Source organism: Metabacillus sediminilitoris, assembly GCF_009720625.1.
GTDB classification, from domain to species: domain Bacteria; phylum Bacillota; class Bacilli; order Bacillales; family Bacillaceae; genus Metabacillus; species Metabacillus sediminilitoris.
In genome coordinates this window covers 198,560-214,363 of the sequence record NZ_CP046266.1, presented here as the reverse complement: position 1 = coordinate 214,363, position 15,804 = coordinate 198,560, and the positions used below count along the sequence as shown (strand labels likewise).

The 15,804-nt window shown below is 35.8% G+C and carries 15 protein-coding genes; 5 read left to right on the top strand and 10 right to left on the bottom strand.

The window, feature by feature from the left end:
* Positions 1 to 167 precede the first annotated feature (167 nt).
* From GMB29_RS01175 to GMB29_RS01165, 3 genes are all read right to left on the bottom strand, one after another.
* Positions 168 to 893 carry an alpha/beta hydrolase gene (locus tag GMB29_RS01175; RefSeq protein ID WP_136358462.1) on the bottom strand — a complete coding sequence of 242 codons (726 nt, stop codon included), beginning with the start codon at positions 891 to 893 and terminating at the stop codon, positions 168 to 170.
* 114 nt (positions 894 to 1,007) lie between these two features.
* On the bottom strand, positions 1,008 to 2,369 hold the full coding sequence (locus GMB29_RS01170; protein WP_136358464.1) for a UDP-N-acetylmuramoyl-tripeptide--D-alanyl-D-alanine ligase: 1,362 nt from the start codon (positions 2,367 to 2,369) through the stop codon (positions 1,008 to 1,010).
* 105 nt (positions 2,370 to 2,474) lie between these two features.
* Positions 2,475 to 3,557, bottom strand: coding sequence for a D-alanine--D-alanine ligase (locus GMB29_RS01165; protein WP_136358466.1), 1,083 nt, complete (start codon positions 3,555 to 3,557; stop codon positions 2,475 to 2,477).
* A gap of 435 nt (positions 3,558 to 3,992) precedes the next feature.
* Here GMB29_RS01165 and GMB29_RS01160 point away from each other — a divergent pair, with 435 nt between their 5' ends.
* From GMB29_RS01160 to GMB29_RS01150, 3 genes are all read left to right on the top strand, one after another.
* Entirely contained in the window at positions 3,993 to 4,433 is a 441-nt protein-coding gene (locus GMB29_RS01160; protein WP_136358468.1) for a DMT family transporter, read from the top strand.
* A gap of 14 nt (positions 4,434 to 4,447) precedes the next feature.
* Entirely contained in the window at positions 4,448 to 5,029 is a 582-nt protein-coding gene (locus tag GMB29_RS01155) for an LOG family protein (protein WP_136358470.1), read from the top strand.
* Between the two features lie 186 nt (positions 5,030 to 5,215).
* Entirely contained in the window at positions 5,216 to 5,689 is a 474-nt protein-coding gene (locus GMB29_RS01150) for a divergent PAP2 family protein (RefSeq protein WP_136358521.1), read from the top strand.
* A gap of 136 nt (positions 5,690 to 5,825) precedes the next feature.
* Here GMB29_RS01150 and GMB29_RS01145 read toward each other — a convergent pair whose 3' ends face one another.
* Complete coding sequence (locus GMB29_RS01145; protein WP_136358472.1) at positions 5,826 to 6,452, bottom strand: LysE family transporter; 627 nt, start codon at positions 6,450 to 6,452, stop codon at positions 5,826 to 5,828.
* 250 nt (positions 6,453 to 6,702) lie between these two features.
* On the opposite strand from GMB29_RS01145, the gene GMB29_RS01140 reads away from it, so the two are divergent.
* Positions 6,703 to 7,686, top strand: coding sequence for a DMT family transporter (locus tag GMB29_RS01140; RefSeq protein ID WP_136358474.1), 984 nt, complete (start codon positions 6,703 to 6,705; stop codon positions 7,684 to 7,686).
* Between the two features lie 245 nt (positions 7,687 to 7,931).
* Here GMB29_RS01140 and GMB29_RS01135 read toward each other — a convergent pair whose 3' ends face one another.
* The 4 genes from GMB29_RS01135 to GMB29_RS01120 form a co-directional block, all read right to left on the bottom strand.
* Positions 7,932 to 8,717 carry an alpha/beta hydrolase gene (locus GMB29_RS01135; protein WP_136358476.1) on the bottom strand — a complete coding sequence of 262 codons (786 nt, stop codon included), beginning with the start codon at positions 8,715 to 8,717 and terminating at the stop codon, positions 7,932 to 7,934.
* Positions 8,718 to 8,905: 188 nt separating this feature from the next.
* Positions 8,906 to 10,015 carry a bifunctional diaminohydroxyphosphoribosylaminopyrimidine deaminase/5-amino-6-(5-phosphoribosylamino)uracil reductase RibD gene (ribD, locus tag GMB29_RS01130; protein ID WP_136358478.1) on the bottom strand — a complete coding sequence of 370 codons (1,110 nt, stop codon included), beginning with the start codon at positions 10,013 to 10,015 and terminating at the stop codon, positions 8,906 to 8,908.
* Positions 10,008 to 10,772, bottom strand: coding sequence for a GTP cyclohydrolase II (locus GMB29_RS01125; protein WP_136358480.1), 765 nt, complete (start codon positions 10,770 to 10,772; stop codon positions 10,008 to 10,010). The genes ribD and GMB29_RS01125 overlap by 8 nt, the downstream gene beginning before the upstream one ends.
* Positions 10,773 to 11,065: 293 nt before the next feature.
* Positions 11,066 to 12,535, bottom strand: coding sequence for an MFS transporter (locus tag GMB29_RS01120; RefSeq protein WP_136358482.1), 1,470 nt, complete (start codon positions 12,533 to 12,535; stop codon positions 11,066 to 11,068).
* A 443-nt stretch (positions 12,536 to 12,978) separates the two neighbouring features.
* Between GMB29_RS01120 and GMB29_RS01115 the strand changes: the two genes are divergently transcribed.
* Positions 12,979 to 13,359 (top strand): cytochrome-c oxidase, encoded by a 381-nt coding sequence (locus GMB29_RS01115; protein WP_136358484.1) that lies wholly within the window; start codon positions 12,979 to 12,981, stop codon positions 13,357 to 13,359.
* 99 nt (positions 13,360 to 13,458) lie between these two features.
* On the opposite strand, the gene GMB29_RS01110 is transcribed toward GMB29_RS01115, so the two are convergent.
* Positions 13,459 to 14,652, bottom strand: a complete 1,194-nt coding sequence (locus GMB29_RS01110) for an FAD-dependent monooxygenase (RefSeq protein WP_136358486.1) — start codon at positions 14,650 to 14,652, stop codon at positions 13,459 to 13,461.
* 35 nt (positions 14,653 to 14,687) lie between these two features.
* Entirely contained in the window at positions 14,688 to 15,800 is a 1,113-nt protein-coding gene (locus GMB29_RS01105) for a cupin domain-containing protein (RefSeq protein ID WP_136358488.1), read from the bottom strand.
* Positions 15,801 to 15,804 lie beyond the last annotated feature (4 nt).

The window sequence follows — 15,804 nt, the reverse complement described above, 5'->3', positions numbered from 1 at the left end:
AAAATGCCCTCTTTCAAACAAGGGCAGCAGTTTACCTTATTTAAAGCCCGCAAACACTTTAAATGTTATCATACCACTACCAGTTTCTTATTTCAACTCAATGTAAGACAGCATTCTCTAAAACGGCATGCTTTAAACCAAATTTATCCTATTACTTTTTTCCCATCTTACTGTACCTTAACAGGATGGTTCAATTTTTCTTTCGTACCCTCGTATAGAAATGTTTCGACATACTCTTTTAGATCTTCATACTCTTCTCCGTGGCAAACATGGTGTTTAGAGCAAGGAAGTAACCGAAGTACCTTCTCTTTAGAAGGAATAGTTTTATACAAATAATGTGCGCTTTTTACAGGTACTATTCCATCGCATTCTCCCTGAATGATGAGAACGGGTAATGTTAATTCATTAAGATACGGCTTTACTTTTTTTACTAATTTTTGGAATTCAAATGTTGCACGTAAAGGTGTCTCGAGTAATTTCCTTTTATATCGATTGTATAACTCGTTTTGATTGAGATTTCCATTCCAGAAATCTTTTATCATTTCTTTACAATCCAACAATATTTGTTTCGGATTAACATAATAAATGGCTGCGCTTAAAAGAACCAGTTTCTTCACTTCATATTTGGCAGCTAAATATGATGCAATAACTCCCCCCATGGAAAACCCGATGACATACACTTCGTCAACCTCATCCATTAAAGCTAAAAGCTCTTGTTCAGCGCACTCAACCCATTCATTATATGTATGCCCTTTTAATGAAAGAGTTACTCCATGTCCAGGAAGAGTAGGAACCCTTACAAGCCACCCGGTCTTTTTCTTAATATCATTCGCTAATGGGTCTACTTCATATGGAGCGCCTGTAAATCCATGTATAAAAAGACATCCAATCATATGATTGTATACCTCCTTTTTAAGCCTGCACACATTGGGTGAAAATTTCTTTCATAATAATACATCGGTTATATTTTTTGCATTTTCTTATGAATTCATCCATTTTTGCCAAACTTAAATTAACGCATGAACAACTTCTTCAAGTTTCATCCCACGTGATGCTTTAACAAGGACAATATCGTCTTTGTTTAGCATTCTTTTTAATTCCCCAATTAAATCTTGTTTATTCTCAAAATGGTGGACAAATTCATCAGAGCGATTCTTTTTGGCACCCTTTGCAATTTCTGCACCTAATTTTCCATATGTAAAAATATGCGAAATTTCGCCATATTTAATAGAACTTCCTACTTGGTAATGATATTCCTTTTCTTCATCACCTAATTCAAGCATATCACCAAGAACAACAAATTTTTTATCGAAGCCTTTTAGATCTTCTAAAAGATTAATCGCCGCCATCATAGAAGTTGGACTTGCATTATACGCATCATTAATAACAGTTATACCACTATCAGATTGAATTAATTCCAACCGCATACCTGTAATTTTCATCTTTCCAAATCCTTCTTTGATCGCTTCCTCTTTCACTTCCAAAAATTTAGCGACCGCATATGCTGCTAAAGCATTATTAACATTATGTTTACCAAGAACAGGAATAAAGTACTCCGAATCAGCCACACAAAATGACGTTCCATTTACTTCTTGAACGACATTCGTAGGGAAGTATTTATTCCTGTGATCCTCACCAAATGTAATGGACGAAACAGATAAAGAAGGTACTCGTTCTTGTAATAAAGGTTCATCACCTTGGTAAATTAATACTCCATCATTCTTTAATCCCTCTACTATTTCCAGCTTTGCTTCTGCAATTCCCTCTCTAGAACCTAGGTCCATTAAATGGGCTTCCCCAATATTTGTAATGACAGCCAAGTCAGGTTTAGCAATGTTTGATAAAAGCTCAATTTCTCCTTTTCCGCTCATTCCCATTTCTAAAACCGCTACTTCTGTCTCCTCATCCATACTTAAAACGGTTAATGGCAGCCCGATATGGTTATTAAAATTCCCTTTAGTTTTATGTACTTTATACGTTGTTTCCAAAACAGCTGCAATCATATCTTTTGTCGTTGTTTTACCATTGCTTCCTGTTACACCGACTACTTTTACATTCAATTGATTTAAATACGCTTCAGCAAGGTCCTGTAATGCTTGTAATGTATCCTCAACTAATATAACCGGGATATTTTTTGGTGGATTAGGCTCTGTTTTTTTCCAAATAACGGCTTTTGCCCCTTTTTCAATTGCCTTTCCTACAAATTCATGACCGTTAAAAATGTCTCCTACTATAGGAAAAAACAAATTTCCCACTTCAACTTGGCGAGAATCCGTTGTCACGCCGGAAATGTGATGACTTTGATACTTCTCATCTAACCCGGCACCTTTAATCATGTCATTTATTTCAGCTAGTGTACGTTGAATCATTGTGTTCACTCCTTTTAACATAAAAATATCGTTGAAAAAGGAACTGATATTCAGTTCCTCTTATTTACATCTAGTTAGGTTTTTTTACTTTCTATATTCAACAAATCAAAAAGTGTGTTTAATTTGTTGCTTTTGTTCATAACGTTCAAGTGCAAGATCGACAAGCTTTTCGATTAATTGAGGATATTCTAAGCCTGTTTGCTTCCAAAGCATTGGAAACATGCTGAATGGTGTAAAGCCAGGCATTGTATTTACTTCATTAATTAATGCCTTTCCATCCTCTGTTAAGAAGAAATCAGCACGTACTAATCCAGAACCGTCAATTGCTTTAAATGACTTAATAGCCATTTCCTTAATTGTTTCATACTCTTCTTCTGTAATATTCCCCGGAATAATTAGGTCTGTATCTCCATCCTCATATTTCGCTTTATAGTCATAGAATTCCTTTTTAGGGGCAATTTCTCCGACAACAGAGCAAACAGGCTGGTCATTTCCAATTACCGCAATTTCAATTTCACGACCGATAATTCCCTCTTCAATAATAATTTTACGGTCAAATTCGAAGGCTTCTTTAAACGCATTTTCTAAAGATTGTCTATCTTTACATTTATTAATCCCTACGCTTGAACCCAGATTAGCAGGTTTAACAAAGCAAGGGTAGCCTAATGATTCTTCAACTTGGTTGTATGCAGCTTCAGGATCTTTTTCAAAATCGGATTTAATATATGCAACATAATTTGCTTGTGCTAATCCTGCTTGCGCAAATAGATTTTTCATGACTACTTTATCCATTCCTGCTGCAGAAGCTAACACACCATTCCCAACATATGGGATATTTAATAACTCAAGTAATCCTTGAACAGTCCCATCTTCACCATTAGGTCCATGTAGTAATGGGAAAATGACATCAATTTTCCCGTGCTCCTCTACTGTTGCAGGGAATAATTCTGAGTTTAATGAAACTGGAGAAACTGTAGTTCCTCCGTCTTGTAGCTTAAGTGTTTGCACTTCTTTGACAGGCGCCTCTAGAGCCTGCCCCCTTACCCATTCTCCATTTTCACTTATATAAATTGGATGTATATCAAATTTATTCATATCTAATGCATTTATAACTGCTAAGGCAGTTTGCAAAGACACATTATGCTCTGCAGACTTACCACCGTATATAAGACCTAACTTAATTTTCATAAAGAATTTCCTCCTCAAGTTTCATCATTCCTATTTTATCACTTTAATCAGAAATTGTTATTAACGATTCCTTTATTTCTTATATAAGTTTACGTAGTAAGGTGGTCCTTTTTAACGATATTTGCAAAGAATATTTTATTTAAGTAAAATAAGTACCATTTATTGCTACTATATCCTTCCCTATTCACTAAAGTATTAATTGGTTTTTCGGTACTCTTCCTAGTTTCCTTAATTATTTAAGATATAGCGTTTTTGAAAGACATAAAAATAGTTTTTTCACCATCTATATATGTAATAAAGGGCTATCTATTATTTCGTGGTATAGCCCTATACTTTGTTTAAATGAAAAACATATAGATTTCTTATTTTTTGTTTCTAAATTCATTAAAACTGATCTAAACTAAAGATGACAGTTATTTTGAAAGAAGGATCTATATGACGTACTTGTTTATTTTATTTGCTTTTATAGCTGGCATAGTATTACCTGTCCAAGCTAGTATTAATGCACAATTAAAAAACTATGTAGGTACCCCATTAATAGCATCTGCTATATCTTTTTTAGTAGGACTACTAGCACTTTTAATTGGTACACTTATACATGGAACATGGAATCTTGGAAAGAACCTTACATCTGCGCCATGGTGGATTTGGACAGGCGGGCTCTTAGGGGCATTTTATGTTTTAGCCACCATTATACTTATACCGAGACTTGGTGCTGCCACAACTGTAGCATGTGTTCTAGCTGGTCAAGTTGTGGTTTCAATAATTATTGACCATTTCGGTCTATTACAAGTAACCATTAACCAAATATCGATTCCTCGTTTAATTGGAGCTGTTCTTATTATTGTAGGAGTAATTTTAGTTCAAAAATTCTAAGGATGTGAATGTAGTTGAAACGAGTGAGTGTTTTTTGCGGTTCTAGTCCTGGTGCCAATAAGATTTATTCAGAAGAAGCAGAGCAACTTGGCGCTCAACTTGCTAAAGAAGATTTAACATTGGTTTATGGCGGAGCAACAGTTGGGATAATGGGCACTGTAGCTAACGCAGCCTTAAAAGAAGGCGGAAAAGTAATTGGGGTCATTCCAGAAATGTTAACAGGGCGTGAAAATGCTCATACTGGATTATCAGAATTAATTATCGTCAATTCGATGCATGAACGTAAAGCACAAATGGAAAAATTATCTGACGGTTTCATTGTTTTACCAGGGGGTCCTGGAACAATGGAAGAGTTTTTTGAAATGTATACATGGGCACAACTTGGCGAACATCAAAAACCGATAGGCTTATTAAACATCAATAACTACTATGATAAGCTGCTTACTTTCTTTGAACATATGATTGCGGAACAATTTCTAAAGCAGGAATACCGATCATTACTTATTGTAGAAAAAGATCCAAAGCAATTATTAAACAAATTTAGAAATTATGTCCCACCTAAGCTGCCAAAATGGATCTCACGCAAAGAAACGTAACAGTGAAACTACAGGCTTTATCTGCTTCGCTTTTTTGTACATGAATCTATCTTTATTTTTCGGGAAATATTTTGTCTAATATTGACGATAGAAATTTTTTATGAATCCGTTTTCCTCACATTTACATTTTATTTATTCGGGTACTTGAATATCATATGCAATTTGATAAACACTACTTACATAGAGGTGATGGATGTGAATCGAGGGATATGGACTGCTCTTTCAGGTATTGGAATTGCTCAAGGACTAAAAGTTTTCACACACAAAAAAGTAAATGATGTGTGGGATTGGAGACCTATTTTTTCAACAGGTGGAATGCCAAGCTCACATTCTGCTGGAGTATCAGCATTAGCTACCTATGTTGCAATGAAAAAAGGCTGGAATTCAACAGATTCGGCACTTGCCGTTATTTTTGGCATTATTGTCATGTATGATGCACAAGGAATTCGCAGGCATACTGGTGAAATTGCCAAAATTGTTAATGATCTTGACGCAGATATCGAAGTTCTCTCTGGTCATATGCCAGGTCTCTTTCATGTCAAACAAGAAAAAGAATTAAATGAACTTCTAGGTCACCAGCCAGCTGAAGTTGCGGGTGGAGCTTTATTAGGAATAGCTATTGGTCTCATTAGCGCCTTTCTTGAAGGTCGAAAAAACTAAAGGAGAAGTTCCCTAACATATCCAATGCACAGGAATTGAAGTTGCCTTTTCCTTCAATTCCTCTGTAACTATATATATAACCGGTATATTGAGGGATTATCTAAATAAAGAATCTATAGGATATATAACATTCTTTTTACTGCATAAACATCTTTACTGCCTGGTACCCAAAATACAGACCAAATCCAATCAGTGAAAAACCAGATATAATGGAAATCGTTGTTAGTAGCTTGTTGGTTAAGAACTTACGAAAAGTACTTGCGACACATGCCATTGTTAAATCCCAAATAAGCAATCCAAAAATAATTGCTGAACTATAGACGATTAGTTGATTCGGACTAAATGAAGCTTTTGCATTTGCTAAAACAGCCCCATAAATACCGAGCCAAAACATAATCGTAAGCGGATTCGATAAACTCATAAAAAAACCGGAGAAAAATGATTTAGAATATGTAGGACTTGTCCGTTGGTTTGACATTGAGATTTTGCCTGCCCCTAGAAGACTCTCTACCCCTGTATAAACTAATACAAAGAATCCAAACAACCATAGAAACGTTTTTAAAATGGGAATTTCAAGAAAATGAACTAAACCTAAATAAACAAATATCATATAAATAATGTCAGCTAGAGTTGCTCCTAAACCAACTAGCCATGCATTTAAAAATCCTCCTTTAATCCCCCTATCTAATTGTGCAGCATTAACTGGTCCTATTGGTGCAGCTAACGAAATCCCTAAAAAAATATAGCTGAAAATTAAGCTCATTTCTTTCCCCCCACATTAAAACAAGCAATTTTTTTGTGTGCTTGTACATTTTTATTCAAAGGGGAACATTTTATCACCATTTTCTGAATTCGGTTCATGTAGCTACGTTATAAAATGAAAATCAACCCATAAAATTTAATTTTGAGGTATTGATTAATTGAAAATTCTTACAAATACCATCATCATATGGTATAGTATGTTACACCTATTCTAGTTCAAATGTATTTATTGTTATAAAGAGGTGATCCATGTGCGAGCTATTGGATTAGGGATTTGTTCATCTTTTTTCTTTGCATTTACTTTTGTGTTAAATCGTTCAATGGAACTCTCAGGAGGAAGCTGGTTGTGGAGTGCATCTTTACGGTATTTTTTCATGCTTCCATTTTTATTTCTACTAGTGTTGGGCGGAAAAAGGTGGAAAACACTTATCGAAGAAATGAAAAAGAATCCTTTGAAATGGCTTTTATGGGGAACGGTAGGATTCGGACTTTTTTATGCTCCAATTTGCTTTGCCGGGGCATATGGGCCAGGCTGGTTAATAGCTTCTACTTGGCAAATAACCATTCTTTCCGGCTCACTCCTCGCACCACTGTTTTATGAGGAAATAAAAACGGCGAAAGGGCCAATAAGAATAAAAGGGCAAATTCCTTATAAAGGTTTAAGTATGTCGATCATTATCCTACTCGGCGTTGGAATGATGCAATTTGAGCACGCAAGCCACTTGTCTATAAAGCATGTACTGCTAAGTATTGTACCAGTCATAATCGCTTCGATTGCATATCCGTTAGGCAATCGAAAAATGATGGTCATTTGTGAGGGAAAATTAGATGTTTTTCAACGGGTACTTGGCATGACAATAGGTAGTTTACCTTTTTGGGTTATACTCGGTACGATTGCTATGTTTACTGATGGACTTCCTACAAAAACTCAAACAGTCCAATCCTTTTGGGTTGCAATATGCTCAGGAATAATAGCGACACTGCTGTTTTTCCAAGCAACGAATTTCGTCCAGCATAATATGGTGAAGCTAGCAGCTGTTGAAGCAACGCAGTCAATTCAAGTTCTCTTTGTACTAGTTGGTGAAATCATCTTTCTCAATGCACCGCTTCCAACCCCAATCTCTTTAGCAGGAATGATATTTGTTATTGGCGGCATGGTGTTACATAGTTATGTTTCAAGAACCGATCGTATCGATGCAATCCAACACATTGATTCTTCTAAACAATTTTCATAAAGTCAAATGAGCTGTAATCTATATAGCAAAGGTAAAAGCTCGCTTAATGCGGGCTTCCCAAATTTCCAAGTAGATAATACCCTTTCGTCATAAAAAACAAAACGCTTTTCTTCTTAAGCGTTTTCAATATTGTTAATAAATATTAAGAAATGTTAATAACCTGTGGATAACCACTATAGTTATCCACTTTTTAGCTATTAATCCACATTAAGGGGCAGTCACCCATACTGTTGTGAGTGCTAATTTTATGCCATACTTGAAGCTTTTGTTCTTACTGACTTACCCTGTGAAATCATATAAATATGTTGATGAATGTTATCCACAATGATCTGTGAATCGTAATCCATTGATGCCACATGATAGGAATTTTGTAAGACAATCATTTTTTTCTCTAATGTATTTATATGATCAAAGATAAACTCTGAGTTTGCTGGAGGAACTACGTGATCAATAGCTGATTTAAAGATAATCGTTGGACTTGAAACATGTGATACCTTTTTCTGTGTGTCCTCCATTAAGTTTAAAAGTTGATGAACTGCATTTATCGGTACCTTATCATAAGTAATTTCAAAAACTGCTGGTTTCTTTATATCCGGAGAACCTTCTTCAATATATAATGGCTTTTCTTTGTTGCGATATTCCTCATAGCTAACTTCTGTTACAGCTGCATTAATCAAAAAGATTCCATCCACGTTTAAATGATTTGCCGCCACTTGTAATGTCAAAGCACCGCCCATTGATTGACCAACAATAAATACCCTTTGACATTGTTTCAATAAGCCTTTGTATGCATTCTCAAGATCGGATATCCAACACTCGTAAGAACTAGTTTCCATATCTAAATAATGTGTTCCATGTCCGTTTAAGCGAGGAATAGAAACCGTATAACCTAGCATAGAGAGTTGTTCTCCAATAAATTGCATGCTCTGTGGTGTACCGTTAAACCCATGGCACAGCACTACCCCAATTTCATTCCCTAAGAAAAATAAGTCTTCTGCCCCGGTTACAACGGGATGTAATTCTTCATTCATTTGCTATTCCTCCTTACATCAACTGAATCATAAAATCGATCTCATTTTTATATTTCATAATTCTTATAAGTTTACTTGGTTTTATCTTACTCTATCTTCAAAAGAATAACAATACCTATGAAATAAAAAACACCACCTTTAGAGACATTGCTCTATAAGATAGTGTTTTAAGAACTCATTCTTTTTATTCAAGAATGAGTCACAAGATTTTTGTACACCGGATAGCCTGTAAACTTAAAATCTTTCCCGATTTTTTGTATGTCCAAATGCTCAAGGTCAATAGCATCTGCCATTTTCTCAAAGCCCGTTCCGCCTAAAAAGCCTGGTGACTGCTTTCCGCCAATCAACTTAGGAGCTACATATAAAACAAGCTTATCAATTAATTGTTGGGCAAGAAAAGATGCATTCACTTCCCCTCCACCTTCTATTAAAACAGAGGATACAGAATGTTCACCTAATATTGTGAGAGTGTCATGTAAATCTACACGGTTTGAACCGCTTGTTACAAATACCTTTATCCCTTGCTGTTCAAGTTTTTTCTTCGCTTCCTCTTTGTATTGGTTTGATGTAAAGATCCATGTATCAGCTTTTTGATCTGTCACGACTTTAGAATCTAAAGGAATTCTTAATGTGCTATCTAAAATAATTCGGATTGGATTACGGCCATTTTCAATTCGAGTTGTTAATTCAGGATCATCCTTGATTACTGTGTGAACACCAACTAATATGCCTACATTTTCATGACGCAGCTGATGGACATCTTTACGTGCTTCCTCTGAAGTGATCCATTTACTATCCCATGTTGCAGTCGAAATCTTTCCATCTAATGTTGTAGCAGATTTTAATGTTATGAATGGCTGCTTTTTCAAAATAAACTTATTGAACACTTCATTCATTTTTCTAGACTCTTCTTCACAAATCCCTACAATCACTTCGATGTTTGCATTCTTTAATATATTAATCCCATTTCCGGCTACGATTGGATTTGGATCTAAAGTAGCAACAATTACTTTTTTTATTCCAGCTTTCACAATTGCTTCTGCACAAGGGCCGGTGCGCCCGTGATGTGAACAAGGCTCAAGAGTTACATATATTGTTCCTCCCCTTGCTTGTTCTCCAGCCATCCTTAAAGCATGAATTTCTGCGTGTGGTTCCCCAGCCTTTAAATGTGCACCTACACCTACGATTCGATTGTGATTGATAATGACTGCACCTACAAGTGGATTTGGATCAGTTTGGCCTTTCATTGCCTTTGCATTATTGATCGCTAAGTTCATATAAAACTCATGTTCACTCAATCGGGTAGCCTCCTCTAAAATGACCCGCTTTCTCCATCTTCGTTTTTAAATAATGTTTATTATAGTCAGAAATATCTCCCCACAATGGAATTCGATCTGCTACATTGGCGCCAGAATCTTGAAGAGCTTTAAGCTTATTTGGATTATTCGTAATAAGTGTCACAGGCAATTGACGAAGTGTCTGTAATACTCGAATTGCTTCATCATAACTTCTCGAATCATCTGCGAAACCCAAATGTTCATTCGCCTCAACTGTATCTAGTCCTTCTTCTTGAAGAAGGTAAGCTAGTGCTTTACTAAATAACCCTATTCCTCTTCCTTCATGATTAGCAAGATAAAAAAGCGCCCCCGCACCATGCTCAGAAATCATTTTCATGGATTGCTTTAATTGGAATCCACAATCACATCGTTTACTACCAAAAATATCTCCAGTATGGCAAATACTATGCATGCGAATAAGAGCATTATCAGCGTGCTCAAAATCTCCGTATACTAGTACACTCGATTGCTGACTATGTGCTAAATTTGCATTTGGCAGATTTTTAATCAATTCTTCAATTTGATTCCCTGATTGAATACCTTCGACATCTTTGACATCTAACCAACAATACCATTTAAAAAAAACGGTTTTCCCTTCTAATTGAACGGGTAAATTAATTGGCCCTATAATATAAGTTTTGCCTTCTTTATATGGAACCATTTGTATTTTTTCATTTATTATTTTAGACGAAATATTATTCGTTGTTTCAATTATCATAAACTTTTCCTCCTCAGCCACCAATTATGACAGGAATTATATAACATCTTCCAATTCGAAATCCGCTTACTTATTGTAAGTAAGTATAAATTCAGAAGCGTTTTTCGTCAAGTATTACGTGATATTTTTCTATAAGAAAAGATCTATATGTCTATTTCTTATTTTAGAGAGAACTTTTTCTAAATGAAAGATATAAAATAGACTTAATAAGTAGCATAACATGAAAAAGATCCGGCAACCTCTTAGAGACCGGATCATGATAAATTTATTAAATTAGCTAACTACTAATTTGCTTAAGCGCTTTTTCCTTCCGCTTGTGCCTTAATTTCTGCAATACCTTTTTGAATTTCAGCCATTTTCTTGCTATCAAGAGAATAAAACTTCATTGCAATAATAGAAATAACCAATCCTAGAGCTGGTAAACCAAATGCTAATACTAATGTCGCTCCAAATAATTCAGGAGTTAATACATCGCCAACCTCTGGGAATTTTGATTTAAAACCTATTACAGCAACAACTGCACCAACGATTGTCGGAGCTAATGATGAAACCAATTGATCAATAAAAGAGAAAATTGTTCCCATCATACCAGGTACATAATGTCCGGATTTATGAGTCTCATAGTCAGAAACATCTGCGATCATTGGAACAACAAGAGTTGTTGGAAGGCTCGCAAAACCCATTGCTAACGCATATAGCACGATAAATAATATCGTATTCATCCCGATATTTTCAAGTGAGATCGATGCAGGATTATCAATGACTAAGAAAAAGACAATCAGACCGACTAATGATAGCATACCTATCCACGCCGATGTTACATACGCTTTTTTCAATCCTGTTTTCCTTGCAATTGCAACCCCGGCAAATGTTATTAACAGTGTTGGTATGACGGTGATTAATCCCATTGTACCACTTAGCGCATAATTCCCTAGCAAGATCCCAAACAACATAACAACGACATTAGAATGTCTTAGTAGACTAATAGCTAGCTTGTCCATTGAAGCAGAAAGAGATAGCATTTGTAATGGTCTATTTCCTTTAATAATTGGCCAATAATCACGTAGTTTTGTTTTGACCGTTTCGTCTGCCAATCCATAATATTCTTTACGGTCTTTTGCCGAAATGCCGACTATAGCTAGGATTGCAAATAATCCTGATAGTATAAGTCCATAAACATTTAATTCCGTAAATAACGCTATATTAAATTCACCGTGTTTTGCCATTAAATATGAAGAAACGAAAATTTGTCCACCAGTAAAGACACCAACATTATAGATCCCGTCAAAAATAGCATAAAGCGGGCGCTGCTTTGGATCATTTGTCAAAACAGTTTGCGCTGCTTTTGTTACACTACATTGAAGTGAATAACCAATTTTATTTATGATTAACATTGCAACAAAGAAAACTAATTGTAATGAATCTGGTAATAAATGAGTGACACTGTAAACAAGTATGATCGTACCTGCTGAAATGATATTTCCTATAATGATCAATGGTTTAAACTTACCAAATTTAGACTCTGTTTTATCGATAATATATCCTATCGTTGGATCGATAATACCATCAAATAACCGCGTAGCCATTAATATCGTACTTATTAACATTACAGCAAGTCCAGCTATACCTGTCGCATAAAAAGTAACAAACCCTAAAATAAATAAGTGAAGATTTGTTGAAGTATTATTTAATGTAAAAAATCCGATTTGCCACAACTTTGCTCTGTTATAATTTTGTCCACTATTGATTGATGTATTTGACATAAAAATTCCCCCCTGTTATTAAAATTTTCTCCCCTTTGTTGTGTAAGACAATAAAACGATTAAAATAATTACCCCTTAATGGAAACCCTTTCAAAAAAGTATTCTCAATAAGAAAGAACAACCAAATGACATGCCATTTTCCACCCATTACTGGATCGTAGAAAATGATTATAATTACTTCGTTTACTAAACAAATATTATAATACCTTCATATTAAATGTAAGCGCTTAAAAAATCAAGCGTTTTTTTTTGCTATTTTTTAAAAATTTATATAAATATTGGGACTCTGCTTACATTTTTACCCATGCCTTTATTCATAGTTGTTCAACTGTGCCTTTTCACATAAAAATTTCATTATTTTTACAGAATAATAGTTCTATCTTACTTATTTTATATGTAAGATATTTATGAAATAAAAAATACGAATAAAGGAGGAGATCGTTTTGGGGATTAAATTTTTTAAGATTGCCGTTGTTTACCTGCTGATAGGAGTAAGCATTGGGTATATCATGGGAATGACTCATAATTTCAGCTTCACGTCTGTTCATGCTCACGTAAACCTGCTTGGCTGGGCTTCTATGGCACTTTTCGGACTCATTTATCATTTCTATCCACAAGCAGGTGAAACAAAGCTAGCGAAAGTCCATTTTTGGCTTCACAACATTGGGACACCATTCTTAACTGCTGGTGTGTTTTTAATTGTTTACCTTGAAAATGAGGCGTTAACAGTTCTACCTATTATTGGTTCAAATCTTGTCTTAATCGGTATTATTTTATTTTTAATTAATGTTTTCCGTCACGTAAAAGCTGAAAACCTTAGGTAGTCCTTGTATCATCATATGAAAATATTTCACTTTAAACCGAATAGACCAGCCAACTCTGTAGTTGGCTAGTCTATTCAAATATTTATTATCTCAATCTCTTTATTTAACCTTAGATTTTACCTTCTCATACCCGTATAACCAGTCAACCATTTCAAATTCTTTTGCTGGTGTTTTCTCTAAAAGAGTATTTCTCAATAAGATAGAAGTAGAATCTACTGCATGAATAATTTCTCCCCATTTCCGCGCACTTGATTGTACTTTAGTCGTACGTGGAATGCGTTCTTCTTGATAAGCTAAAAATGCTTGTTCAAAGTTCTCACCATGTTCTAATAGCATATCTGCTAAGTAAGAAGCATCTTCTAATGCTTGGCATCCCCCTTGTGCCAAATATTGAAGCATTGGATGTGCTGCATCTCCAAGTAAAGTGAAGTTCCCCTTCGTCCAGTTCTCGATTGGTAATCTGTCATACATTGGCCAACGAATTTGACGTTGAATGAAGGATAATGCAGTCTCCACTAGAGGGTGGCAGCCTTCAAACACTTTATCCATTTCTTCAGGTGTTCCCCAATCATCTGAATCTGGCTTGTAATTTAAACTTTTAAACACAACAACTTGATTGTATAATTCCCCTTTGCGAACCGGGTATTGTACAACGTGAAGATTTGGGCCAATCCACATAATGACATCATCCATATTTGCATCAGAACTGATTTCTTCAATCGGAACGGTTCCGCGATAGGCTACATATTCTGAGCAAATAGGTTCATCATCAACAAAGTATTTACGTGCTTTTGATTTAAGGCCATCTGCTCCGATAACAGCTTTTCCTGTAAACTGCTCGCCTCTTTGATTTGTTACAGTTACACCTGATTCATTTTCTTCGACAGTTTCAATAATTTGATCATTTACAAGGCTAATAAGCGGATTTTTCTCTGCTGCGTCTACTAGTACACGATGCAAATCTGAACGGTGTAATACGATGTATGGGAAGCCGTATTTCGCCTTAAACTCATCACCTAAATCCAATGATGCTAATTCCTTTGCTGTATAAACATCTTTTAAAACAAGTCGTTGCGGGAAAACTGCCACTTTTGCGATTTCATCAGCAACGCCAAATCGGTCTAAAACAGCCATTGCATTTGGTCCCATTTGAATACCTGCTCCAATTTCCCCGAACACAGGAGCTTGTTCTAATATTGTCGTTTTATGGCCTGCCTCAGCAGATGCAAGAGCAGCTGCTACTCCACCGATTCCTCCACCTATGACAAGTACTTCTTTTTCTGCAATACCCATTGTGTAGTCCCCCTTAGCTGATTTTTTAGCTTTATTTATACTAAAACTGGATTAAATTCACTTTTTACTTCCTGATGACCATTGTTACTTTCATATGGCTTTTCTTGCTCAAGATCGAATTTCTCCATAATCGGTAAATCATTTACAGAGAAGAAGAAAGTATCTTCTAACGCTACATGCTCATGTACTGCCCAGTTTGGAATAATAAAGTAATCACCTTTTGACCAATCAAAACGAACGCCGTTAATAATGCTATAGCCTGATCCTTTAAATACTTGATAAATCGCTGAATGTGTATGGCGGTGTGCCTTTGAATGGAATCCTTTAGGAAGCTTCTGCATCCATGAACCAATATTCGGATTAGCCGTTTGACCGTTTGATGGATTAATAAACTCAACAGCATAACCATCATATGGATCTGGCTCAAAGCGGGATAATCCATCAATTGCTTTTAATGTCTGATTCCATTTGTAAGCGCCAAGTGGTGCTACTTTTGGATGTCGGTCTGAAATTGGACGAACCATTCCACCCTCATAGCGTTGAGCTGTATAGTTGTCAGGAACTTCTGGTTGTTGAAGTTTTTCTGGATGTGGCTCGAAGAACGTACCACCCATCATATAAATTGTAGGGATATCAAGAACATCCATCCAAATCATTGGCTCAGTTCCTTCGTGGCCGTGACCATGCCAAAGATTTTTAGGTGTAATGACAAAATCGCCTTCTTCCATGAAAATACGTTCGCCTTCAACAATCGAGTAAGCGCCTTCACCATGTGTAATAAAACGAAGTGCATTTTGTGTATGACGGTGAGATGGTGCTACCTCACCAGGTTGAAGCAACTGCACTGCTGCATAAAGTGTTTGCGAAGTAGAAGCCCATCCCCAAGGCTGACGATAGTCTAATCCAGGGTTTTGAAGATAAATCGCTCTTCGTTCACCACCGCGGTCAGGAGTGAAAATTTGTGCTGCTTCTCCTAATTTTTTCTCAAGTAAATCCCATTTCCAAAGATATGCCTGTGCATGTGGCTCAGGTTGATGATGCATCAACTCTGGAATCGCTTCCCAAAGTGGACCTAGATTATATTGGCGTATATCCTTCGTAAAGTCTTGGACAATTTTACTTTTAAAAAAATCATTTGTTTCAGCCATACTT

Coding starts and splice junctions, on each gene's coding strand:
- GMB29_RS01175 (WP_136358462.1), bottom strand. CDS start 893: ATGATTGGATGTCTTTTTATACATGGATTTACAGGCGCTCCATATGAA.
- GMB29_RS01170 (WP_136358464.1), bottom strand. CDS start 2,369: ATGATTCAACGTACACTAGCTGAAATAAATGACATGATTAAAGGTGCC.
- GMB29_RS01165 (WP_136358466.1), bottom strand. CDS start 3,557: ATGAAAATTAAGTTAGGTCTTATATACGGTGGTAAGTCTGCAGAGCAT.
- GMB29_RS01160 (WP_136358468.1), top strand. CDS start 3,993: ATGACGTACTTGTTTATTTTATTTGCTTTTATAGCTGGCATAGTATTA.
- GMB29_RS01145 (WP_136358472.1), bottom strand. CDS start 6,452: ATGAGCTTAATTTTCAGCTATATTTTTTTAGGGATTTCGTTAGCTGCA.
- GMB29_RS01135 (WP_136358476.1), bottom strand. CDS start 8,717: ATGAATGAAGAATTACATCCCGTTGTAACCGGGGCAGAAGACTTATTT.
- GMB29_RS01125 (WP_136358480.1), bottom strand. CDS start 10,772: ATGATAATTGAAACAACGAATAATATTTCGTCTAAAATAATAAATGAA.
- GMB29_RS01120 (WP_136358482.1), bottom strand. CDS start 12,535: ATGTCAAATACATCAATCAATAGTGGACAAAATTATAACAGAGCAAAG.
- GMB29_RS01110 (WP_136358486.1), bottom strand. CDS start 14,652: ATGGGTATTGCAGAAAAAGAAGTACTTGTCATAGGTGGAGGAATCGGT.
- GMB29_RS01105 (WP_136358488.1), bottom strand. CDS start 15,800: ATGGCTGAAACAAATGATTTTTTTAAAAGTAAAATTGTCCAAGACTTT.